The sequence below is a fragment of the Nocardioides sp. NPDC101246 genome, from assembly GCF_044767415.1.
In the GTDB taxonomy this organism is placed as follows: domain Bacteria; phylum Actinomycetota; class Actinomycetes; order Propionibacteriales; family Nocardioidaceae; genus Nocardioides.
In genome coordinates, this window is sequence record NZ_JBIWNX010000014.1 from 128,997 (window position 1) to 151,031 (window position 22,035).

Here is a 22,035-nt window from a genome sequence, read left to right on the forward strand (position 1 = left end):
CGGACTCGCTCGTTCCTCGCGAGCCCGGCTCGACCGACGGGGGCCACCGTCGGTCGAGCCGCCGGAGCCGCTAGGCGAAGGCGTGTCGAGACCCACACGTCGATGCTGCCGCGTCAGTCCAGCGCGAGTCCCTCCGCCGGGCTGACCTTGGTGGCCCTCTTGGACGGCGCAACGCAGGAGACAAGGCCGGCCAGGCCCGCGGCCACGATCACCGCCACCAGCTGCAGCACCGGCAGCTCGAAGGTGGCGTCGGGCAGCATGTCGCCGACCAGGATCTCGCTGCCGCCCCAGGCGAAGAAGACGCCCAGCGCGGTGCCGACGAGGGCCGCCACCGCCGAGAGCAGCACCGCCTCGGCGGCCAGCGTCCGCCGCAGCTGGCGCCGGGTCAGGCCCAGCGCCCGCAGCAGCGCGTGCTCGCGACCACGCTCGAGCACCGAGAGGCCCAGCGTGTTCGCGATGCCGGCCAGCGCGATCAGCACCGAGATCGCCAGCAGCCCGACCACCGCCCAGGTGAACACGTCCAGCTGCAGCTCGACCCAGGCACGCTGACCCTTGCCGTTGGTGAGCTCGGCGTCGGGGGCGAGAACTCCGAGCGCGCCCGCCAGGTCCTCCGGGTCGGCGCCCGCGTCGGCACGGACCCAGACGGCGTACGTCTGCGGGTCCTCGGTCAGCGTCCGCAGCGTGGCCGCGGAGATCTGCGGCGCTCCGTCGATCTCGCGTACGTCCAGGGTCACCGTCGCGGTCCGGTCACCGACGACCAGCTCGACCTTCTCGCCGGTCGCCTCGAACCCGTCCTCCACGAAGGCCGAGGCGGCCGCCGGGGAGATCACCATGGTGCCGGGCTTCACGCTCAGGTCCTCGAGGGCGATGTCTCCGCCCGGCGGGGCGACGACGGGCAGCGGAACGGGCTTACCGTCGGTCCGCACCGACGCCATGGCTCCCGGTACGGCGACCGCGTCCGCGACGCCCGGGACCGCCTTCGCGTCCCCGGCCACCGAGTCCGGCAGCGGCTTCGACTCGGCCTGGAGCGCGATGTCGATCGGGTGCTGCTTCGCCATCTCGTCCAGGGTGGCGCCGCGGATGGTCGCCATCCCGGTGAGCACACCGGTGGTGAGGGTGACGCCGACGAGCAGCGAGGCCGCGGTGGCGGCGGTGCGCTTCGGGTTGCGTCCGGCGTTGGCCGCGGCGAGCTTCGCCGGGGAGCCGGCGACCAGGGCCAGCGCCGAGCCGGCCAGCCGCACCAGGCCCGGCACCAGCGCGGGCCCGAGGAGCATCACGCCGATGAAGGTGACCCCGCAGCCGAGCAGCACGATCAGCATCCCGGTCTGGGCGTCGTCCCATCCCACGGCCACGAAGATGGTCGCGATGCCGACCAGGGCCACGACCAGGCCGAGACCGATCCGGAACATCCCGGCGCCGCGTACGTCGAAGCCCTCCTGCGGCCGCAGCGCGGCCAGCGGGCTCAGCCGCATCAGCCGGCGGGTGGGCAGCCACGAGGCGACCAGCGTGGTGAGCACGCCGAGGACGAACGCACCCACGAGCCAGGGCCACTCGAAGGCCACATCACCCAGCGGCGCGGTCTCGGCGAGCTGCCGCACCAGCGCGACGATCCCCCAGCCGAGCAGGACGCCGACCGCCAGGCCGAGCAACGAGGCGATCACCCCGAGAGCGAGCGCCTCGCGGCGTACCGATCTCAGGACCTGACGCTTCGTCGCGCCCATCGCGCGCAGCAGCGCGAAGTCGCGCATCCGCTGGGCGAACAGGATCGAGAAGGTGTTGGTGATGACCAGCACGGAGACGAACAGCGCGATGAAGGCGAAGATCAGGACCATGTACGCCACGACGTTGACCTCCTTGTTGAGCTGGGTCTGCAGCTCGGTGAGGTAGTCGTCGGTGTTCAGCCAGCGGTCGGCCTCGGCGCCGGGTCCCGCGGTCATGACGGCTTGGACGTACTGGTCCTCCCAGCCCTGCATCTCGGGCCAGGTGACGTAGATCGGCGAGGACCACATCGACGGGGCGTCCACCAGGCCGACGACTGTCGTCTTGATCGCGGTCGTGCCGCTACCGACCTTCAGCGTGTCGCCGATGGCGACCTTGTTGGTCTTGGCGGCGTTGGCATCGACCACGGCCTCGCCGGCGCGGGTCGGGAACCGGCCCTCCTCGAGGTCCTGCCACTGCCAGCGCTTCTCGGTGGAGACCGCGCCGACCATGATGTCCTGGCCGAGCATGGTCTCGTCGGTGCGGACCGGCTGCATCGAGAGAGCCAGCGCCCAGCCGCCCTTCTCGACGTACTTGTCGGTGACCTCGTCCGAGGGGAGGTCGACCGCGCCCACCGCGTTGCGGAACGGCGCGTCGATGCCCGCGAACAGGCCCGACTTCGTCGCCGAGGTGAGCGCGTTGGTCACCACGATCAGCGCGACCGCGGCGATGACCGCCACGACTGCCGCGGCGTACCGGCGGGCGTAGGTCCGCAGGGATGCGAACAGCACCGTCCGCATCAGCGCGTCACCCCTTCGATGTGTCCGTCCTTCACGGTGACGATCTCGTCGGCGTACGCCGCGGCGGAGGCCTCGTGGGTCACCATGACCACGGTCTGACCGAGCTCGCGGACGCTGCGGCGCAGGTGGTCGAGGACCTCGGCCGACGTCTCGGAGTCGAGGTTTCCGGTGGGCTCGTCGGCGAAGAGGATCGCGGGCTGGGTGACCAGCGCACGGGCGATGGCCACACGCTGCTGCTGGCCGCCGGAGAGCTCGGAGGGCTTGTGTCCCAGGCGCTGGCCGATGCCGAGGGTGTCGGCGATCATCTGCGCCCGGGCGCGGGTCTCGTCGGTCACCCGCCTGCCGGCGAGCTCCAGCGGCAGCTGGATGTTCTGCCCGGCGGTGAGCATCGGCAGCAGGTTGAACGCCTGGAAGACGAAGCCGATGTTCTCGCGCCGGAAGATGGTCAGCTGGTCGTCGTTGAGGTTCTGCAGCGGTTGGCCCGCGACCGTCACCTCACCGCTGGTGGGACGGTCGAGGCCGGCCAGGCAGTGCATCAGTGTCGACTTGCCCGAGCCGCTGGGGCCCATGATCGCGGTGAAGGCGCCGCTGCGGATCTCCAGATCGACGCCACGTAGTGCGTGCACCTCGGTCGCGCCCTTGCCGTAGGTCTTGGTCAGGCCCACCGCCCGCGCGGCGGCTGTCATCGTGGGAACAGAGGTCTGTGTCATGCCACCGACCCTCTCGTCTGAAGGCGTCGGCGCACATCGGGCTGGGGGCTGATCCGGACGTACGACCTGGGGTTGATCGGCAAGGGTCGCCCCAGGGTCATCCCTGATCCCCGCAGCCTCTCAACAGCGAGGAGCTTGGTCCGGGTCCTTTCCGGTGGACTTCCATTCCTTGGCGAGCGACGTGCCGCGGAAGACTGAGCAGAGGTCAGCGAGCACCCGATCCGGGTCGGGTTCGAAGATGTCGACCTGGGAGTAGACACCCGTGACGGCGACGAGGCCGGTCTCGGACTGCACAGCGAGGTCGTTCAGGTTGCCCAGGGTTCGCACCGCCGCCAGAGATCGGTGCGCGGAGACGCTCCACAGTCGTACCGAATCGTCGGACTGGCTGACGGAGACGAGCGTGTCGCCGTCCGGCAGGAAGGCCATCCGGCTGACGGTCCCGCCGTGTCCGCTCAACGTGGGACCGATCTGCTTTCTCGAGGAGACCTTCCACAGTCGCAGATCTCGGTCGGCCCCACCGGTGGCCAGCACGGTGCCGTCGTTGCTGAACACCACCGAGGTGACACTTCCGTGACCGGTTCTGATGGTGTCGACCAGCTCGGCGTCTCCGGTTCGACGTACCTCGACCGCATCGGTGCTCAACGGGACCGCGAACAGCTTCCCATCGGGCGAGTAGGCCGTGTCACCGGTCGGGTACGGGTCGGTCGAGACGTCGCTGACCTCGTAGGTGGTCCGCACGGGATCAGCGATGGGTTCGGCGAGGTCCCAGTGAAGCAGGACGTAGCGCGCGGGCATACGCGCGGTGCGCGATCGCATGTCGTCATAGGACGGGCCACCGTGCGCAGTCAGGATCTTTCCGTCCGGGCTGAACCTGACCGAGTACGCCACCATGTCGTCCCCGATGGTGCCGGGGCGTCCCGAGCGTCCGGAGGTGGTGCTCCACAGCCGTACCGATCCGTCGGCGCCTGCCGTGGCCAGCTGGGTCCCGTCCGGGCTGAACGACAGCGAATGGACGAGGCCGGTCTTCAGCTCCCGGACGAACGACCGCCTGGCCGCATCCCACAGCGTGACCGTGTCGTCCCTGGTGAAGGCCAGGAGTCGCCGGTCCTGGCTGAATGCCGCGGCCACCGGGGCGTGCGACTGGTAGATCACGTTCGTCTGGGCCTGCCACAGGATCGCCGATCCGTCGACGCTTCCGCTGAGCACGGTGCGCCCGTCGCGACGGTAGTCCACCGAGCCGACGCCGTTGGTGTGTCCGAAGAAGGCGGGCAGGGGTTCGCCGTCGGCGACGCGCCACCGTTGGACGCCCTTGCCCTTGTTCGTGCCCGCGACCACCTGCAGACCGTCCGGACTGAACTCCGCGTCCGCGATGAACTCGTCCTCTTCTGTCGGACGCAGCACCTGGATGCTCGGTCCCTCACCGTCTCGGACGTCCCAGAGCCGAACGGTCCCGTCGGCGCTGCTGCTGGAGAGCAGCCGTCCGTTCGGGCTGAAGTCCACGCTGGTCACGAGCTTCTCGTGGCCGGCGAAGACGGCCACCTGCCGGCCGGTGTCGGCCCTCCACACCCGCACGCTGTTGTCGCCCGCACCGGCCGCGAGCAGCGAGCCATCGTGGTTGAAGGCGACCCCGGAGCCGGCGCCGCCCTTGTCCAAGGTCCTGAGGCGTCGGCCGGTGTTCACGTCCCACACCATGATCGTCGGGTTCTCGCCCGAGACGGTCGCGAGGCGGTTGCCGTCCTCGCTGAAGGCCATACCGACGGCGTTCTCGGGGAGCGGAAGGCTTCGTACCAGACTGCCTGTGCGCGGGTCCCACAACCGCAGCCGGTGATCCGGTCGATCGCTGATGTGGGTGGTGCCGAGGATCTTCCCGTCCGGGCTGAACTCCACGGTGGGGAACTCGTCATCCGTGCCGGTCAGCTCAGCGACCTGCTGGTGACTTCGGGTGTCCCACAACGTGACGGAACCGGTGGTCGTCGTCAGCGCGGCCGTCTTGCCGTCCGGGCTCAGATCCGTGTCGATCAGTCGGGCTGTCCCGGGCTCGAGTGCTCCCCGGTAGGGGACGAACTGCGTGCCCAGGAGGGCCCCGCGTGCTTCGACCGTCGGCGCCAGCTGCCACGAGGCCATCGCCAGGAGCAGCGATCGACGCGGATCGGTGTCACGGGCGGCAAGCGACTCCTGCGCGTACAACCGCGACACCGCAGCCGCACGCTGTCGTTCCGCCGTGGCTCGCTCTGCGTCTGCGACCCGCTGCTGCCAGATCGCGAGTCCACCCGCAACCAGCGCGACGACCAGCAGAACGGCCAGCGCGACCACCCCGCGGCGCAGCCGCAGGTTGTTGCGCCGGATGGCTTCGCGCGTGGCATCCTCGGCGACCTCGCTCGCTGTGACGAACTCCAGCTCCAGGTCGGTGAGGCTCGCCCTCCGGTCGTCCCGTTCGTCCAGCCATGCCCGGATGTCGGCGAGCTGTGCACCTCGGTACAGGCTCCCCTCGTCGCGCTCGAGGCGCACCCAGGTGCTCGTCGCGTCCGTGAGTCTGCGGTGGACGACGAGGCTGGCCCGGTCCTCGCGGAGCCAGGTGGTCAACCGGAGCCAGGCACGGAGCAGAGCCTCATGGGCGATCTCGACCGTGCCGTCTCCGTCGGTGTTCCTGTCGACCGTGACCAAGCGGGTGGCGACCAGCCGGTTGAGCACGGTCTCGGTCTGCTCATCGCCACCGGTCAGCTCTGACTTCGACACCCGGCGACGGGTGTCGTCGGAACCGTCGCCGACCGCGATCAACGCCAACAGCGACCGTCGCAGGATCCGTCGTTGCTCGTCGTCCATCGAGCGGAACAGGTTCTCCGCAGCCGTGCTGATCGCGCCTCGTACGCCCCCGGTCTCCTGATAGCTGGCCAGGGTCATGGTGTTGCCACGTCGCTTGCCCCAGGTGGCCTCCAGCGCGTAGGCGAGCAGCGGCAAGGTGCCTGGTTGATGTCCGGAGGCGTCGACGACGTCCTCGATCACCCGATCGACGAAGCCCGGTTCGAGGTGAAGACCTACGACCTCGGCAGGGCCCTCCACCACGCTCCGAAGCTCGGCCGGACTCATCCTCCCGACCAGGAACTGGTTGTCCTGCAGGATCTCGGCCAGACCCGGTTCTTCGGCGCAGGCGGAGAAGAAGTCGGTACGCAGGCTGGCGATCACCAGCGCGCTCGGAGTGGTCTCGTCGCCGGCGATGCCGTGGGCAGCCGCACGCAGCGCGGCGACGAACGCTGCCCTCTCCGCAGCGTCCTCGCACAAGGTGAAGACCTCTTCGAGCTGGTCGATGATCAGCACCACCCGGCCGGGAACGTCCTGTCCGCTCTGCCGTGCGTGCGCGATCGCGGCCTGACGCACCAGGCCGGCGAAGCTCGCCGGGGTCTCGCGTACGTCACCCACCGACGTCCCGACCGGGACACCTGCCAGTGCGGCGGCGTGACTGACCAGCTCGGTCAGCGGCCGGGAGCCGGGCGTCAATCTGATCTGTGGCCAGGCCGCGGAACCGGGGATCGACAGCTCTCCTCGCAGCAGAGCGGGTTGGAGGCCGGCGTGCAGGAGCGACGACTTCCCCGACCCGGACACGCCGACCACGAGCAGCGGCAGCCCGCGCTCCTCAGCGACCGTCAGCCGATCCAGGAGTCTCGCGGTCAAGTCGGTACGGCCGAAGAACCAGGCTGACTGGCCGCTGTCGAACGCCGCGAGGCCCGGGTAGGGACAGACGCCACCCGCGGCGGGCGGTTCGGCACGCTCGGCCCTCCCTCGCGCCGGGACCTCGACACCGATGTCTTGCAGTAGGGGTTCGAGGTCTTCGGTCCGTGCGACCCAGACCGTGTCACGTCCCCAGCCGTCGTCGGTGTTGTATCTGGCTCGCACGACTCCGACCACGGCGCCGTCGGCCAGGACCGGGGCACCCGACATCCCCCTCATGACACCGCTGGCGGTGAGCCGACCCAGCCGAACGCCGTCATCCCGAGTCGTGCCACCCGCCCACTGCCCCGGAGCGTCCAGGAACTGGTACTGGTGCGAGTCACGCAGATCCGCGCATCCGGTGACCAGTACGTCCGTCCGCAGCGGGGTTCGGTCGGCGGGGGCGATGCCCGGCACGACCTCGGCCAGGCCGCTCTCCGCACGCAGCACGCTGAGATCACGCAGCTGGTCGGCATTCTCGACCCGCGCGACGAAGCCTTCTCCTCCGCCGAGCGGCTCGATCCTGACCTCGTCGCCGAGGTCCCCCACATCTGCATCCCGCAGCACGTGCCACGCGGTGACGAGGACACCGGGCACCACCTGAAAGCAGGTGCCGACAGGACGACTCTCCGCGTCGAGAACCCTTCCGAGATATCCCGGAACGCGATCGTCAGACGTCATCGATGCGGTGCTCGGCGGCGGCTCGGTAGGTCAGCGCCACTTCCAGTGTCGCCTCGCTCGAGGCTCCGGCGACGATCACGTTGCCCTTGGCCGAGAACTTCAACCCGAACTTCACCTGCACCTCGTCCGGCGGACGTGTCCGGCTACCCAGCTGCTCGATGGTGTCGACGGTCGAGGTGGCCACCGCGACGATCGCTTCCTGGGCATGCTCGAACGCTCCGGACAGGGCTTCGCGTGCCCTCTCCCCGACCCCGGTGTCCTCCGAGCCGGCCGGCCGAGCCACTTCGACCTCGAGCTCCACCCCGGCGACGACAACGGGAAACGAGTCCCAACGACCGATCAACGAACGCCTCCCAAGACTGCGATCGCGGCGCTCCTCAGGCATCGTCCCGAGCGCCGGACCGGCTATCGACCGCACCAACATAGCGGCGCTCGGCGCCGGTGATCGCCGAATCGCGAACTACGGGACCAGGGCGACGATCTCGACGATCGTCGAGCTCAACCCCGGGTGAGCGTGACCCCGTCGGCCAGGCGGTAGGGGTTGGTCGAGACCAGGGCGCCGATCGAGCGGCGGAGGCGGGAGACCTCGGCGCGCACCGTGACGACGTGCTCGGCGTCGCCGAAGACGGCTTCGCTGAGCCCGCGCGCGGTGAGGCCGGCGGGACCGGCGGCGTCGACGAGGGTGAGGATCTCGACGTGGCGGCGGGTCAGGGTGGTGCGCCAGCTGCCCGACCCCGAGACGACCTCGAGGGTGCCGTCCGGATCGAGGCGGGCGGTCAGGCTGCCCGCCCCCGAGGAGGTCGGCCGGACCAGCCAGCCGCGCTCGCCGACCCGCTCGGGCAGGCACAGCCCCAGGCCCGGGACGGTCAGCATCTTGTCCTGGCGCGGCGCCGCGATCCGGTCCCGGGCGGCCATCCCGGCGTGGTGGGCGACCCAGCCGTCGTCGTCGACGACCAGCAGCGGACCCTCGACGGCGGAGACGACGTGGTCGGTCTCGCGACGCAGGCGTTCCAGCCACTCCTGGTGGTGTCGCCACAGGCTCATCTCGGCCAGGCGCACCGCACTCTCGACCAGGGCGCCGATCGCCGGATGGAGGGTCAACGCGGGTCCGCTGACGTCGACGACGCCGAGCAGGGCGCCGGTGCGGGGGTCGTGGATCGGGGCGGCGGTGCAGTACCAGGGATGCTGGGCCTGCTCGAAGTGCTCCGCGGAGAAGAGCTCGACCGGGGCCGCCTCGGCCAGGGCGGTGCCGATCGCGTTGGTGCCGACCGCGCGTTCGGTCCACAGCGCACCCTCGACGAAGCCGAGCTGGTCGGCGATCCTGAGCACCCGCGCCGAGCCCTCGCGCCACAGCACCACGCCCTCGGCGTCGGTGACCACCATGAGGTACGTCGCGGCGTCCGCCGCCGAGGTCAGCACCGCGCGCAGGTCGCCGATCACCGTCGCCAGCGGCGAGCGGGCTCTCCGCGCCGCGCACTCGGCGGCCGAGGGCGTACGCCTGCCGTTGCTGCTGCCGGGCTCCAGACCCATGCTCATCACGCGGCGCCAGGAGCGCTCGACCAGGATCCGGGGTGTGCTCGGCGGGCGGCTGCCGGACAGGACGGCGTCGTGGACGCGTACGAGGTCACGAGCGAGGCGCGGCAGGTCCGCTCCCGCCGGGACTGCTCCGGTCGCTGTCATCTGCCGTCCACCTCCGTCTCCGAGGGTAGGTGCTCGCTGTGACCCGCGCCACATGCAATCCGTTGCAACCCTTTCTCCTGCGCCCGCGCGGCGGTGTGCTGGAGGCATGACGCAGACACTCGACTCTCCTCCCCCGGCCGTGCAGAGCGGCCCGGCGCAGATCTGGCTCGCCGACTTCGAGGCGGCCCTGAAGGCACGCGACATCCCCCGGGCCGCCGGCCTGTTCGCCACGAAGAGCTTCTGGCGCGACCTGGTCGCCTTCTCCTGGAACATCACCACCGTCGAGGACCCGACCGGGGTCGCCGACCTGCTCTCGGCCACGCTGGATCGCGTCGACCCCTCCGGGTTCGCGCTCGAGGAGCCGGAGGCCACCGATGCCGGCGTGACCACCGCCTGGTTCACCTTCGAGACCGCGATCGGTCGCGGCCGCGGGCTGCTCCGTCTGAAGGTCGAGGACAGCCCAGAAGGTGGGCAGATCCCGAAGGCCTGGACGTTCCTGACCACGCTCTACGAGCTCAAGGGCCACGAGGAGCCCCGCGGCGTACGTCGTCCGAAGGGTGCCGAGCACGGCTTCAACCGCGACCGGGTGACCTGGGCCGAGAAGCGGCAGGAGGAGGCCGAGACGCTGGGTCTGACCGAGCAGCCGTACGCGGTGATCGTCGGTGGCGGCCAGGGCGGGATCGCGCTCGGCGCGCGGCTTCGCCAGCTCGGGGTGCCTTCGCTCGTGATCGACAGCTACGAGCGGCCGGGTGACCAGTGGCGCGGCCGCTACAAGTCGCTGTGCCTGCACGACCCGGTCTGGTACGACCACCTGCCCTACCTGAAGTTCCCCGACAACTGGCCGGTCTTCGCGCCCAAGGACAAGATCGGCGACTGGCTGGAGTCCTACGTCAAGGTGATGGAGGTGCCCTACTGGTCCTCGACCACGGCCACCGGCGCCTCCTACGACGAGGCCGCCGGTGAGTGGACGGTCAACGTCTCGCGCGGCGGGGAGGAGATCACCCTGCACCCGAAGCAGCTCATCATGGCCACCGGGATGTCCGGGAAGCCGAACATCCCCGACCTGCCCGGGATGTCCGACTTCCAGGGCGAGCAGCACCACTCCTCCAAGCACCCGGGCCCGGACGCGTACGAGGGCAAGCGGTGTGTCGTGATCGGGTCGAACAACTCCGCCTTCGACATCTGCGGCGCGCTGTACGAGCACGGCGCCGACGTGACGATGGTCCAGCGCTCCTCGACCCACATCGTGAAGAGCGACACGCTCATGGACATCGGCCTCGGTGACCTCTACTCCGAGCGTGCGGTCGCCTCCGGGATGACCACGGAGAAGGCCGATCTCGTCTTCGCCTCGCTCCCCTACCGGATCATGCACGAGTTCCAGATCCCGCTGTACGAGCAGATGGCCGAGCGCGACGCCGACTTCTACGCTCGGCTGGAGAAAGCCGGGTTCCAGCACGACTGGGGCGACGACGGCTCCGGGCTGTTCATGAAGTACCTGCGCCGCGGCTCGGGCTACTACATCGACGTCGGCTCGGCCGACCTGGTCGCCGACGGCTCCGTCAAGCTGGCTCACGGCCAGGTCTCCCATCTGACCTCGTCCTCCGTCGTCCTCGAGGACGGGACCTCGCTGCCGGCGGATCTGGTCGTGTACGCCACCGGCTATGGCTCCATGAACGGCTGGGCCGCCGACCTGATCAGCCAGGATGTCGCCGACCGTGTCGGGAAGTGCTGGGGTCTCGGCTCGGACACCACCAAGGATCCTGGGCCGTGGGAAGGTGAGCAGCGCAACATGTGGAAGCCGACTCAGCAGGACGCACTATGGTTCCACGGCGGCAACCTGCACCAGTCTCGCCACTACTCGCTCTATCTCGCGCTGCAGCTCAAGGCTCGGTTCGAGGGGATCGAGACGCCGGTCTACAACTTGGCGCCTGTGCATCATCTCTCCTGAGTGCGCTTCGCTGGTCGAGCCGCGAGCGCTAGCGAGCGTGTCGAGACCAACACGGTCGCTCTGCGCCTCTGGCCCCCATGAAGGACATCGGTTGACGACTGTTTCTTCATGGGGGCTTGGGCCGCCGACCCGTTCTTGGAGGGTGTTCTCGATCTGGTCCGGCGTCAAGGACGCCCTTCGGGCGCCGGCTTCGCCGGCCGCCTTCGGCGGTCCTGGACTCCGGACCAGATCGAGAAAAGATTTGGCTGGCTATCGGGGCGGCGGCCCGGGTGTGGCGCGGAAAATTCTTGTCGGGACTGGTGGGTCTTGTGGGGGTGGAGGGGCGGCCCTTCGGGCCACTTACCATCCACAGGGACGAGGCCGTTCACTCACCGCGAAAATGGCATCTGACCTGCACCTATAGGTGGCTAGGTATCCATTCAGGGCGTAGAATCAGACCCATCACGACACACCTCTGAGGGGAGGGCACACGATGAGTCTCGAACACGACGTCGACCACTGGGGCACCAACCCCGACAACCCGATCGACACCGCCCTGACCGCCATCGAATCCTCCCTCCACGACCTGCTCACGAGTGACCCGGTCTACTGGCGCACCAGCCAGAAGAAGGACCTACTGGCCCGGTTGGAGAAGATCCACGCCCAACAAGCCGCGCTGAAACTCCGGGTCCTAGCCACCGCCGGCGACATCGCCGAGGAGACCGGCGCCAAAGACGCCTCCGGATGGATGCGAACCGAACTCCTGGTCGACAAGACCATCGGACGAGCCCAGGTGAAACTCGCCACCGCGGTCGCCAAGTACGACCTCGTCGCCGCTGGCCTCGCCGAGGGTGTGGTGTCCCAAGACAAAGCCCGAGTAATCACCAAAGCGTTGGACCAGACCGACCCGGCCGCCAGCAGCGAAGACCTGGCCCTGGCCGAGAAGCTGCTGGTCGACCACGCCACCCGCCTGACCGCCAACGAGCTCCGGATCGTCGGGAACAAGATCCTCGCCGAGATCGACCCCGAACGATTCGAAGCCGCTGAGGCCAAAGCGCTGCAGCGAGAGGAGGAGCACGCCCAACGACGCACGTTCTTCTCCTCCCGCGACAACGGCGACGGCACCATCGACCTCCACGCCCGTGTCTCCCGCGCCGTCGGGATGAGGCTCCGCACCATCCTCGACTCGTTGGCCCAGCCCCGGAAGTGGTCCGCGGAGGACAAGGGCCACAAGGCTCCGTATGACCGGCTCCTGGGTCAGGCCTTCGCCCGGGTGGTCGAGACCTACGACGTCGACCTCCTCCCCAGACACGGCGGGCACGCCACCACGGTCTTCATCACCATGAACCTGGAGGACCTCCACAAGGACCTCGGTACCGCAGCGTTGGGGTTCGACGGCGACCAGATCACCGCCGCCGAAGCCCGCCGCATGGCCTGCAACGCCGACCTCGTCCCCGTCGTGCTGGGCACCGACTCCGAGATCCTCGACCTCGGCCGCACCACCCGCCTGGCCCACCCGATCCAACACCGAGCACTCCGACTCGGCGATCAAGGCTGCCAAGCCGAAGACTGCGACGCCCCAGCAGCCTGGACCGAAGCACATCACCTCAAACCCTGGTCCGAAGGCGGCAGAAGCGACCTCGCCAACATGGTCCTGCTGTGCCACAGCGACCACCGCCGCATCCACGAACCCGACGTCACCTATCAGCGGCTCCCGGACGGACGAATCCGGTTCACCCGGCGTACCTGAACCAGCGCCGCCCAAACGGGATCTAGCTGACGAGATGATCGCCGATCATCCGATCGGCTATCGGATCGTGGCCCGTTGCCAGATGGCTGTGGGCCAGGATCCGGCGATCGTTGAGGCATGAAGAATTCCACGTTCACCACTCGCCCCGTCCGTCTCCTTGCGACCTCCGTCGCTGCCCTCGCCACCGCGGCCGTGCTCGCCGCCTGCGGCGCGACCGACGACGGCGCCACCTCGGGCTCCGAGCAGGCTGGATCGTCCCAGCAGGCCGCTGAGTCGACCCGGAGCGCGACCCCGTCCGACGTCCTCGCCTCGACCGCGTGGGAGACCACCGGCGCGGTGGACCAGGACGGGAAGGACGTACCTCTCGAGGACGAGAACGTGTCGACCTTCGTCGGCTGGGCCTACTTCGACGGGGGCGGCACGTTCACGATGTACAACCTCGACGACTCCCCGAAGATGCAGGGCGACTGGACCGTCACCGAGGACGGCAAGACCCGCCACATCGTCGCCAAGGACGAGGCCGGGGAGGTCATGTTCGAGCGCGACTCGGACATCGTCACCCTGACCGAGGACGAGTTCACCTACCGGGTCTTCCCCGACGAGAACGACAAGTCCGTCTACTTCGACATCGTCCACACGCCCACCGACCACGCGGAGCCGACCAGCTGACCTGATCCGACGGGGTCAGCGGCCGACCAGGCCGGTCTCGTAGGCCAGCACCACCAGCTGGACGCGGTCGCGAGAACCGGTCTTGGCCAGCAGTCTGCCGACGTGGGTCTTCACGGTCGCCTCGGCGACCACGAAGGTCTCGGCGATCTCGGTGTTGGACAGGCCACGACCGACCAGGGTGAGCACCTCGCGCTCACGCTCGGTCAGCGTCTCCAGCCGCCCCTCGAGCGCCGGGCCGGCGGTCGCGGGTGCGGCGGCGGCGAAGTGCTCCAGCAGGCGTCGGGTGGTGCTCGGCGCGACCACCGAGTCGCCGGCGTGCACGGTGCGGATCGCGGTGAGCAGGTCCTCGGGCCGGGCGTCCTTGAGCAGGAACGCCGCGGCGCCCGCCCGGATCGCGGCGAAGGCGTACTCGTCGAGGTCGAAGGTGGTCAGCACGATCACCCTCGGTGCGTCTTCGCGGCCGGCTATCAGACCGGTCGCCTCGACGCCGTCCATGCGCGGCATGCGTACGTCCATCAGGACCACGTCGGCCTCGGTACGGCCCAGCGCGGCGACCGCCTCCTGGCCGTCGCCGGCCTCGCCGATAACGCTCAGGTCGGGCTGGGAGTCGATGAGCATCCGAAAGCCGGCTCGCACCAGCTCCTGGTCATCCACGAGAAAGACACGGATCGTCATAGCGGGAGTCTTGCGTAGACACGGAAGCCGCCGCCGGATGCCGGGCCGGTCTCGAGCGTGCCGTTGTGGGCGGAGATGCGCTCCCGCATGCCGACCAGCCCGAGCCCACTCGGCTCGCTGGTCGCGTTCGCGGCGGCACCTCGGCCGTCGTCGGTGACCTCGATCGTGAGACTGCCGTCCTCGGCCGTCACGGTGACCCTGGCCGCGGCACCCGGACCGGCGTGCTTGCGTACGTTGCTGAGCGACTCCTGCACCACCCGGAAGGCGGTCAGCGCGACGCCCTCCGGCACAGCGAGGCCCGGCTCGGGAAGGTGCGCGGCCAGCTCCATGCCGCCGGCCCGGGTCTCCTCGACGAGGGTCGCGATGTCGCCCAGCCGGGGCTGCGGACGGGTCAGCGCGTCCCCGTCGCGCAGCAGGCCGAGCAGCTGCCGCATCTCGGCCAGCGCCTCCCGGGCGGTCTGCGCGACGGTCTCCAGTGCCTTCGGGGCGAGGGCCGGATCCTGCTCGGCGGCATAGCGCGCGCCGTCGGCCTGGACCACGATCACGCTCAGCCCGTGGGCGACCACGTCGTGCATCTCGCGCGCGATCCGCGCCCGCTCCTGGGTCGCGCCGAGCTCGGCGCGCTGCTCGGCCTCGCGGCGCAGCTGCTCGTTGCGCTGGATCAGGGAGTCGACGTACGCCGTCCTCGTGCGGGCCAGCGCGCCGAGCGCCCAGGCGGCCACCGGGAAGGTGGCCAGCGAGAGCACGACCGGGACGTACGTGCTCCAGTTGATCTCGTCCTGGCCCGTGCCGCTGGAGGCGGCATCGACGGCGCCGAGCCAGTCGTAGGCGCCGAGGAAGGAGCCGAAGAGGCCCACCGCGAGCGCGGCCAGACCCCAGCGCGGCCGGGCGTAGCGCGCCACCGAGTAGACGGCGATCGGGAACGAGACCTGGGAGACGAGCGGATAGTCGAGGAGGAGCACCTGCAGGCCGCAGGCTCCGGCCACGATGGCGTAGACGATCACCGGGTGCCGGCGGCGCCACAGCAGCGGCACCAGCTGGATCACCACGAGCACCAGATCGGCGACGTGGTTGGTGCTGGAGACGTCCTTGGCCGCGCCGCCGCTGAGCAGAGCCTGGATGGCATAGAACGGGATGATCAGGAACAGGGTGCCGGCGAGCAGGACGTCGAACCACCGTCGCCCCCGCGGGCCGAGCCGCCAGGGCCGCACCAACTCCTCCACGCAGCCCACCGTAGAGGAGCCGAGGCGACTGCGACGTCAGCCCAGGGACGGATGTCACGGTCAGACCCCGGGCGGACTAGAATCCAGAGGCTGGCAATGGATCTGGCAGCGGTTGACTGGGTTGGAGGACTCGTGGAGGCAGTGCGCTACGTCGCGATCGGTGACTCGTTCACGGAAGGAGTCGGCGACGAGACCGCTACCGGTCACGTACGCGGCTGGGCCGATCTGGTCGCCCAGGGCTGGGCGGCCTCGGGCACTCGGGTCGAGTACGCCAACCTCGCCATCCGCGGGCGCCTGATCCGCCCGATCGTGGAGGAGCAGCTCCCTGCCGCGCTGGCGCTGAAGCCGACCCACCTCTCCTTCAACGGCGGCGGCAACGACATGCTCCGCCCGAAGGCCGACGCGAACGCGATCGCCGACCTCCTTCAGCCGGTGCTCGAGGCCTGCGACGCCAACGGGATCACGCTGATCCTGCTCTCCGGCGCCAACCCGTCGGCCCGGCTGCCGCTCGGCAAGGTCTTCCAGCGTCGCGGCGACGAGCTCTGCGACCTGGTCGAGCAGCGCGTCGCCGACCGCGACGACATCGTGCGCGCCTACAACTGGCCCGACACCACCCTCATGGAGGGTCGTTTCTGGTCCGAGGACAGGCTCCACATGAACGCCCGCGGCCACCACCGCGTCGCCGCCCGCGTCCTGGACTCGCTCGGCGTCGAGGTCCCCGACGGCTGGTGGGACCTGGACTTCGAGGCCGCGGCGGGCAAGAAGGGACTGGCCTACTACCGCGAGTTCGTCGGCCCGTGGATCCACCGCCGCCTCACCGGGCGCTCCTCCGGAGACGGCCGCACCGCCAAGTTCCCCACCTGGACGCCCACCGCGGAAATGTGAGACCCGGCCGCGGCATCTCGCCGGCGGCCGGGTGTCACGAGGCGTACGTGATCAGGGCTTGGTGAGCCGCGTCGCGTACTTCTTGAACGCGGCCTGCGTCTTCGGCCCGGCGTCACCGTCGATGGTGAGCTTCGCGCCGACCTTGTGCCTCAGCAGGCGCTGCAGCGCCTTGATGGTGTTCTCGCCCGGGTCGCCGTCGATCGCGCCGGCGTAGCCGTAGTCCTTCTTCAGGTACACCTGGAAGGCCTTCCAGCTGTTGGTGCCGAGCTTGCCGTCGATCGTGCCCGGGTACTTCGCGCTCGTGTAGCCGTACTTCTTCAGCACCTTCCCCTGGATGACCTTGGCCTCGGTCGCGGTGAGGCCGAAGTTCTGGGTCGCCTGGGCGGAGACCGAGGAGGCGGCGGCGGTGAGGCCGGTGCCAACCTCGGCGTTGGCGATGCCGGACATGGCGAATGTGCCGGTGGCGGCGAGGCCGGTGGCCACGACGGCGCCGACCATGCGGCGGGTGATGGTGGAGGTCACGATGTTTCCCTTCAGTGGGTGGGTTGTCGTGACAAGCCAACCGATCGGCTCCGTCTGAGATCAGTCCGGATTCTGGCACCGGTGTCCACGATCTGACAGAAACCTGTCGTCCCGGGGGCCAGAACGCGGCGATGTCAGGGAACGGGCACTCAGAGTCGTCGGACGCGGAGCACGCAGGTCACCATCGGAAGGGTGAACTCGCCCGCCGTCTCTGCTCTGGTGGCGAGGAAGCTCCGGATGTCGGCAAGGGCGGACGTCCGCTCGGCCTCGGGCATGACCAGCATCCCGGCCCTGGTGCCGAGCGTCGCCACGAGCGAGTCGGCCGTGCGGCGCTGGCCGTGCGGGAACCCGCGCTGCTCCGGGGAGCCGAACCGGGCCGGGGCGGTCGTCGTCGGCAGATGCAGGGCCGCGGTCTCGGTACGCCAGCTCGCGGGTGTGTCCCGGGGCCCGATCGCGGCGGGGCCGCTGACCCGGGCCAGCTCGGCCACCCAGTCCACGTCGTCGTCCAACGTGTTCCACAGACCGGCGAGCACGCCGCCGGGCACCAGCACCCTGGCGATCTCGGGTCCGGCGACCGCCATGTCGAACCAGTGCATCGCGTTGCCGGCCACGACCGCGTCGACCGACGCGTCCGGGAGGGGAATGGACTCGGCACTCCCCCGCAGCGCCGCGATCTCCGGGAGTCCCCGCCGCAGCTCGCCGAGCATCTCCGGATCGGGTTCGACGGCCGTGACGGCGGCGCCCATCGCCGCCAGGGTCGCGGTCAGCTTGCCCGTACCGGCACCGAGGTCGAGGACCCGCGTCCCGGGGGCCGGGTGGAGAGCCCATCGGACGGCGTCGTGGGCGTAGTCGGGGCGGTGGGCTGCGTACGCCGTCGCGGCCGTGCCGAAGGAGGACGCGTGCAGGTGACGGGTGTCGGGGTCCATGCGTTCAACCCTCGGACAGCTCGCCACAACTGACAACTGGATCGCCAGAACTGACGTCTCGGCCGACGTAACTGACGTCTCGGCTTCAGGACCAGTGGCGGCGGATGACGGCGGTGACGTCGAAGGGGTCGGCGCCGCGCTGGGCGGTCAGGACGCCGGCGCCCTCGGGTGAGCCGGTGTAGAGCAGGCCGGAGCCGCCGACCCAGTGCCGCCAGGCGGCGTGGAACGCCTTCGCGTCGGCGGCGCGACGGCCGAGGGCGGCGGGGACCGCGTGCCAGGCCTCGGCCTGCGCGGCGTGCCTTCCCGACACCCCGAGCCGTAGCGTCGAGGGCAGGTCCAGGTCACCGACGACCGGACGCGAGACCAGGTAGCGGGGCGCGGCGATCGGCGCCAGCGCCTCCTCGAGCGAGGCGGCGAAGAGCGCCGACTCCTCCTCGGGGACCCCGGCCAGATGCAGCCGATAGCTGCCGTCGGTGTCCACCGCGATCTCGAGCCCGGCAGCGCCGACCGAGGTCTGTCCGGTCGTGTTCAGCGCGTCGGCGACCGCCGCCCCGACCGCCCCGACCGTCGGGCACCGGCGCAGCTGGGAGCCGATCCTGGTGCCGTCCCGATAGACGTACGCGGCCCACAGCGCCCACAACCCACCAACCACACCACCGACCGCCCCTATCAGCCCGCCGGCGGCACCGAAGGCGAGCGCCAGGACCAGCCCGACGCTGAGCAGCGCCGCTGGCGCGAGGACGGCCTTGGCCGGGAGTTGCCACTCCGACACCCGGCCCTCCAGCAGCCGGAACGCAGGTGGCCGGGGAGCGAGCACGGCCCCCGACGGCATGCGCAGCACACCCGCCCGGCGGAGCCGGATCCTGACCGTGCGGCCGGCGACGTCGGCGTACGGCTCCCCGATCCGCCACCGCTCCCGGATCGCCGTGCGGTCCTCCGAACGGGCGACCATGCGGGCGTTGACCGTGTCGAAGTCGGACTCCGGCGGGGCGGCGTACGGGGAGAAGGTCTCGTCGATGTGGCCGACGCCGTCGACGACGGAGCCGTCCTCGTCGGCACCGAAGAAGCCGGTGTGCTTGCGGACCAGGCGCTTCCAGTCGTTGTCGCCGCGCGGGTGCTCCTCCTCGACGCAGACGACCGTCCAGTTGACCGCGACCTTGTCGGGCCGCCCCGGATCCGTACGCAGCGACCGGCCACGCAGCTGCACGACCGCCGTCGTGGTCGTGGCCGCGGTGAGGTCGACGATCCCGGTCACCGACCGGGCGTCCCAGCCCTCCCCGAGCAGGCCGCGCGTCCCGACCAGGATCCGGCACCCGCCGGCCTCGAAGAACCGGGTCACGTGCCCGACCCACTGCCGGCTTCCCCAGCGCCCCACGAGGGTGGCGTACGCCTCCTCCTTCTCGACCGCCAGGCCCTCGGCCAGAACAGGGTCGGTCTCGGTGATGTGCGCCAACAGCGCGGCCAGGGTCGCCGGCGGCCCGGCGACGGTGGCGCCGGTGACCAGCAGGACGTCGTCGTGCTCCCCGCAGAGAGTGGCGAGCACCGCCCGTGCGGAGCCGGACTGCTCGGCGATCACGCCGCGCAGGTCCACCGGCAGCGTGGCCGAGGCCCGCTCGTGGTCGGTGAGGACGAGCAGCCGCAGCGAGTCGCCGTGCGCGAGGCGCTCGTGGTCGACGATGGCGGCGGTCGCCGTGGTCTTGGCCTCGGAGCGTGCCAGCACCCGGTCGACCGGCGAGCGGCCGGCCCGGATGCCGCGCCGGGTCAGCGAGTAGCCGACGGCCGGCAGCGCCTGCCTGATCGCGGCGAGGGCCTCATGGTCGGCCTCTGCCTCGGACGTAGTCAGGTGACCGCGCACCCAGTCGCCGATCAGCGCCACCCAGTCCTCGGCGGACGGATCGCGACGGTGCGCCTCGGTCAGGGTCGCCCCCTCGGGCAGGGCGAGCAACCCGCGATGGTGGGCCCGCAGCGCCGCCGTGGCCACATCGGGCATCGCCTTCGCGAGCTCGGCCCAGGACGGAGCCCCCGCCGGCCGGGACACGAAGCGCCGGTCCAGCCAGGTCAGGAACGGCACGCTGCCCAGGTCGGCGGAGGTCAGCGCGGTCAGCAGCTCCTCGAACCGCTCCGCGCTCCCCCGCAGCCACTCCCGCTCGCCCGGCGTCGGCGCGGTCAGCCAGACCAGGTCCGCGAACGGCGCCAGGTCGCCCTCGCGCACCACGGCCGGGATCGAGGTCGAGAAGACGACCTCACCGAACAGCAGCCCGACCAGCGCGGACTCCTCCTTGGTCAACGCCTCGGGTGGAGTCGCGGTCAGGCCCAGCACCCTCGCGTCCGGCAGCAGCAGGAGGATCTCGCCGAGCAGCTCGCCCCAGACCTCGAGCAGGTGGTGGCACTCGTCCAGCACGAGCAGCAGCGGTCCGGCGCTTCGCAGCGCGGCGACCAGCGCCCGGCCGTTGTCGTGCAGCCTGGCCAGATGGCTCTCGCCGGTCTCCGCCTCGTCGTCGGGATCGCCGAAGACCGCGACCGACTGATAGGTCAGCGACGTCAACGGCGCGTCGAGATCCCGCGACGAGGACGCATCGAACCCCAGCGACGAAGCCTGGCGAAGCCACTGTCCCTGGATGGCCGTGTTGGGGCTGAGTACGACGACCTTCGCGCCGTCCGCGATCGCATCGCGTGCCGTCTCCAGCCCGACCAGCGTCTTCCCCGCCCCCGGCGGCAGCACCACCCACGCCCGAGAACGCCCCGCACCCCACGCTGCGCTCAGTGCGGAGAGCGCACGCTGCTGATGGACACGGAGCTTCATTCAGCGAAGCCTAGCCAGCGCCGAGGCGTCACCCGCGTCGGCCGAGGCGTCAGGTAGGTCGGCCGAGTGGGCACGGGCGTGCCTGTTCGGCCGACCTGAGTGACGCCTCGGCGGGGTTGCTAGGCGGCGGTCGCGAAGGCCGCCTCGGACTCCGGGTTGCGCGCGACCGAGCGCCGGGCGAGGGAGAAGGCGATGGCGCCGAGGAGCGAGGTGACGACCATGGTGATCGCCAGCGGCACCGCGGTGTGCTCGCCCGCGACGGCGCCGAGCGGCGAGGCGAGGCCACCGCCGAGGAACATGATCCCGCCCATCAGCGCCGATCCGGCGCCGACAGAAGGCCGCGCCTGCTCGATGGCGAGCGCACCGGTGTTGCCCATGATCAGCCCGACGCAGGTGGTGACGACCAGGATCGGCAGCAGGATGAGAACCTTCGGGACCGGTAGCACCGCCACGACCAGCACGAACAGCGCACCGAGGGCGAGCACCGGCTGCGCCGACCGGATGATCCGTGCCGGGTGCACCTGCCGCTTGGCCAGCCGCGCCGAGACCAGCCCGGCGACGGTGAGGAAGGCGGCGTTGACGGCGAAGCCGATGCCGTACACGGCCGCCGACGTGCCGATCACCGACTGGTAGAGGAACGACGAGGAGGAGACGTACGTCATCAGGGTGGCGAACGTGAGCGACTGCGTCAGCGTGTAGCCGAGGAAGGCTGGCTTGGCGAGGAGACGGCCGAGGTCGGCGTACTCGACCCGGCGGCTGCGCCGCTCGGCCGGGAGCGACTCCCGGATGACCAGGAGCACGACGACGACCTGTAGGACGGCGATCGCGGCGACGATGCCGAGCACCCCGCGCCACGGCACGAACCCGGCGATCGCGCCGCCGATCACCGGGGCCAGGATCGGCGCGATCCCGCTGATCGACATCATGATCGACATCGCCCGAGCGGCCGCGAAGCCGTGGAGTACGTCGGCCACGATCGCCCGCGCCATCACGATCCCCGCGGCGGCGGCGAGCGCCTGGATGAAGCGGGCCGCGATCAGCAGCTCGACCGTGGGTGCCAGCGCGGCCAGCACACCTGCCGCCGCGGCCACGACCGAACCGATCAGCAGCGGCTTGAGCCGCCCGAAGCGGTCGGAGATCGGCCCCCACGCGATCTGCCCGAGCGCGAGCCCGATCAGGAAGGCGGTCAGGGTCAGCTGCACGTTGCTCGCCGCGGCGCCGAGGTCGGTGCCGATCTGCGGGAAGGAGGGTAGGTAGAAGTCGATCGCCAGCGGCGCGGATGCCGAGAGCAGGGCGAGGGCGAGCAAGAGCCGCGGCGGGACTGACGTCACCGAGTGAACCTCCGGAGAGCTTGGTTGAAGAAGACAACCAACCGAACGTC

The 22,035-nt window shown here is 70.4% G+C and carries 15 protein-coding genes; 4 read left to right on the plus strand and 11 right to left on the minus strand.

Annotation, left to right across the window (positions count from 1 at the left end; genetic code table 11):
- Window positions 1–113 precede the first annotated feature (113 nt).
- From ACIRON_RS23965 to ACIRON_RS23985, 5 genes are all read right to left on the minus strand, one after another.
- Window positions 114–2,498 (minus strand): ABC transporter permease, encoded by a 2,385-nt coding sequence (locus ACIRON_RS23965; RefSeq protein WP_402996161.1) that lies wholly within the window; start codon window positions 2,496–2,498, stop codon window positions 114–116.
- Window positions 2,498–3,208 carry an ABC transporter ATP-binding protein gene (locus ACIRON_RS23970; protein ID WP_378836216.1) on the minus strand — a complete coding sequence of 237 codons (711 nt, stop codon included), beginning with the start codon at window positions 3,206–3,208 and terminating at the stop codon, window positions 2,498–2,500. The genes ACIRON_RS23965 and ACIRON_RS23970 overlap by 1 nt, the downstream gene beginning before the upstream one ends.
- A gap of 120 nt (window positions 3,209–3,328) precedes the next feature.
- On the minus strand, window positions 3,329–7,594 hold the full coding sequence (locus ACIRON_RS23975; protein ID WP_402996164.1) for a hypothetical protein: 4,266 nt from the start codon (window positions 7,592–7,594) through the stop codon (window positions 3,329–3,331).
- Window positions 7,584–7,895, minus strand: a complete 312-nt coding sequence (locus ACIRON_RS23980; protein WP_402996166.1) for a CU044_2847 family protein — start codon at window positions 7,893–7,895, stop codon at window positions 7,584–7,586. The genes ACIRON_RS23975 and ACIRON_RS23980 overlap by 11 nt, the downstream gene beginning before the upstream one ends.
- A gap of 197 nt (window positions 7,896–8,092) precedes the next feature.
- The gene (locus tag ACIRON_RS23985) at window positions 8,093–9,274 is read right to left on the minus strand and encodes a GAF domain-containing protein (protein WP_402996168.1); all 1,182 of its coding nucleotides are present in this window, start codon (window positions 9,272–9,274) and stop codon (window positions 8,093–8,095) included.
- 106 nt (window positions 9,275–9,380) lie between these two features.
- On the opposite strand from ACIRON_RS23985, the gene ACIRON_RS23990 reads away from it, so the two are divergent.
- The 3 genes from ACIRON_RS23990 to ACIRON_RS24000 all read left to right on the plus strand — a co-directional run bounded on the left by ACIRON_RS23990 (window position 9,381) and on the right by ACIRON_RS24000 (window position 13,620).
- A complete protein-coding gene (locus ACIRON_RS23990; RefSeq protein WP_402996170.1) occupies window positions 9,381–11,222 on the plus strand; it encodes a flavin-containing monooxygenase in 1,842 nt (613 codons plus the stop codon).
- A gap of 472 nt (window positions 11,223–11,694) precedes the next feature.
- Window positions 11,695–12,951 carry a DUF222 domain-containing protein gene (locus tag ACIRON_RS23995; protein WP_402996172.1) on the plus strand — a complete coding sequence of 419 codons (1,257 nt, stop codon included), beginning with the start codon at window positions 11,695–11,697 and terminating at the stop codon, window positions 12,949–12,951.
- 117 nt (window positions 12,952–13,068) lie between these two features.
- Entirely contained in the window at window positions 13,069–13,620 is a 552-nt protein-coding gene (locus tag ACIRON_RS24000; protein WP_402996174.1) for a DUF4822 domain-containing protein, read from the plus strand.
- Window positions 13,621–13,635: 15 nt separating this feature from the next.
- On the opposite strand, the gene ACIRON_RS24005 is transcribed toward ACIRON_RS24000, so the two are convergent.
- Both ACIRON_RS24005 and ACIRON_RS24010 read right to left on the minus strand, forming a co-directional pair.
- On the minus strand, window positions 13,636–14,295 hold the full coding sequence (locus ACIRON_RS24005; protein ID WP_402996176.1) for a response regulator: 660 nt from the start codon (window positions 14,293–14,295) through the stop codon (window positions 13,636–13,638).
- Window positions 14,292–15,518, minus strand: a complete 1,227-nt coding sequence (locus tag ACIRON_RS24010; protein WP_402996178.1) for a sensor histidine kinase — start codon at window positions 15,516–15,518, stop codon at window positions 14,292–14,294. The genes ACIRON_RS24005 and ACIRON_RS24010 overlap by 4 nt, the downstream gene beginning before the upstream one ends.
- Before the next feature lie 132 nt (window positions 15,519–15,650).
- On the opposite strand from ACIRON_RS24010, the gene ACIRON_RS24015 reads away from it, so the two are divergent.
- Complete coding sequence (locus ACIRON_RS24015) at window positions 15,651–16,403, plus strand: SGNH/GDSL hydrolase family protein (RefSeq protein ID WP_402996180.1); 753 nt, start codon at window positions 15,651–15,653, stop codon at window positions 16,401–16,403.
- 51 nt (window positions 16,404–16,454) lie between these two features.
- Here the strand turns inward: ACIRON_RS24015 and ACIRON_RS24020 are convergent, their stop codons facing one another.
- The 4 genes from ACIRON_RS24020 to ACIRON_RS24035 form a co-directional block, all read right to left on the minus strand.
- Window positions 16,455–16,925: a hypothetical protein gene (locus tag ACIRON_RS24020; protein ID WP_402996182.1), complete on the minus strand. Its 471-nt coding sequence runs from the start codon at window positions 16,923–16,925 to the stop codon at window positions 16,455–16,457.
- Between the two features lie 149 nt (window positions 16,926–17,074).
- Window positions 17,075–17,851 carry a class I SAM-dependent methyltransferase gene (locus ACIRON_RS24025; RefSeq protein WP_402996184.1) on the minus strand — a complete coding sequence of 259 codons (777 nt, stop codon included), beginning with the start codon at window positions 17,849–17,851 and terminating at the stop codon, window positions 17,075–17,077.
- Between the two features lie 85 nt (window positions 17,852–17,936).
- Window positions 17,937–20,654, minus strand: coding sequence for a DEAD/DEAH box helicase (locus ACIRON_RS24030; RefSeq protein WP_402996186.1), 2,718 nt, complete (start codon window positions 20,652–20,654; stop codon window positions 17,937–17,939).
- Window positions 20,655–20,773: 119 nt separating this feature from the next.
- The gene (locus tag ACIRON_RS24035) at window positions 20,774–21,985 is read right to left on the minus strand and encodes a multidrug effflux MFS transporter (RefSeq protein ID WP_402996188.1); all 1,212 of its coding nucleotides are present in this window, start codon (window positions 21,983–21,985) and stop codon (window positions 20,774–20,776) included.
- Window positions 21,986–22,035 lie beyond the last annotated feature (50 nt).

What these genes read in the sequence shown, in the direction of transcription:
- ACIRON_RS24025 (WP_402996184.1), bottom strand. Translation starts at nt 17,851, where the DNA reads ATGGACCCCGACACCCGTCACCTGCACGCGTCCTCCTTCGGCACGGCC.
- ACIRON_RS23975 (WP_402996164.1), bottom strand. Translation starts at nt 7,594, where the DNA reads ATGACGTCTGACGATCGCGTTCCGGGATATCTCGGAAGGGTTCTCGAC.
- ACIRON_RS23965 (WP_402996161.1), bottom strand. Translation starts at nt 2,498, where the DNA reads ATGCGGACGGTGCTGTTCGCATCCCTGCGGACCTACGCCCGCCGGTAC.
- ACIRON_RS23995 (WP_402996172.1), top strand. Translation starts at nt 11,695, where the DNA reads ATGAGTCTCGAACACGACGTCGACCACTGGGGCACCAACCCCGACAAC.
- ACIRON_RS24005 (WP_402996176.1), bottom strand. Translation starts at nt 14,295, where the DNA reads ATGACGATCCGTGTCTTTCTCGTGGATGACCAGGAGCTGGTGCGAGCC.
- ACIRON_RS23985 (WP_402996168.1), bottom strand. Translation starts at nt 9,274, where the DNA reads ATGACAGCGACCGGAGCAGTCCCGGCGGGAGCGGACCTGCCGCGCCTC.
- ACIRON_RS23970 (WP_378836216.1), bottom strand. Translation starts at nt 3,208, where the DNA reads ATGACACAGACCTCTGTTCCCACGATGACAGCCGCCGCGCGGGCGGTG.
- ACIRON_RS24030 (WP_402996186.1), bottom strand. Translation starts at nt 20,654, where the DNA reads ATGAAGCTCCGTGTCCATCAGCAGCGTGCGCTCTCCGCACTGAGCGCA.
- ACIRON_RS24000 (WP_402996174.1), top strand. Translation starts at nt 13,069, where the DNA reads ATGAAGAATTCCACGTTCACCACTCGCCCCGTCCGTCTCCTTGCGACC.
- ACIRON_RS23990 (WP_402996170.1), top strand. Translation starts at nt 9,381, where the DNA reads ATGACGCAGACACTCGACTCTCCTCCCCCGGCCGTGCAGAGCGGCCCG.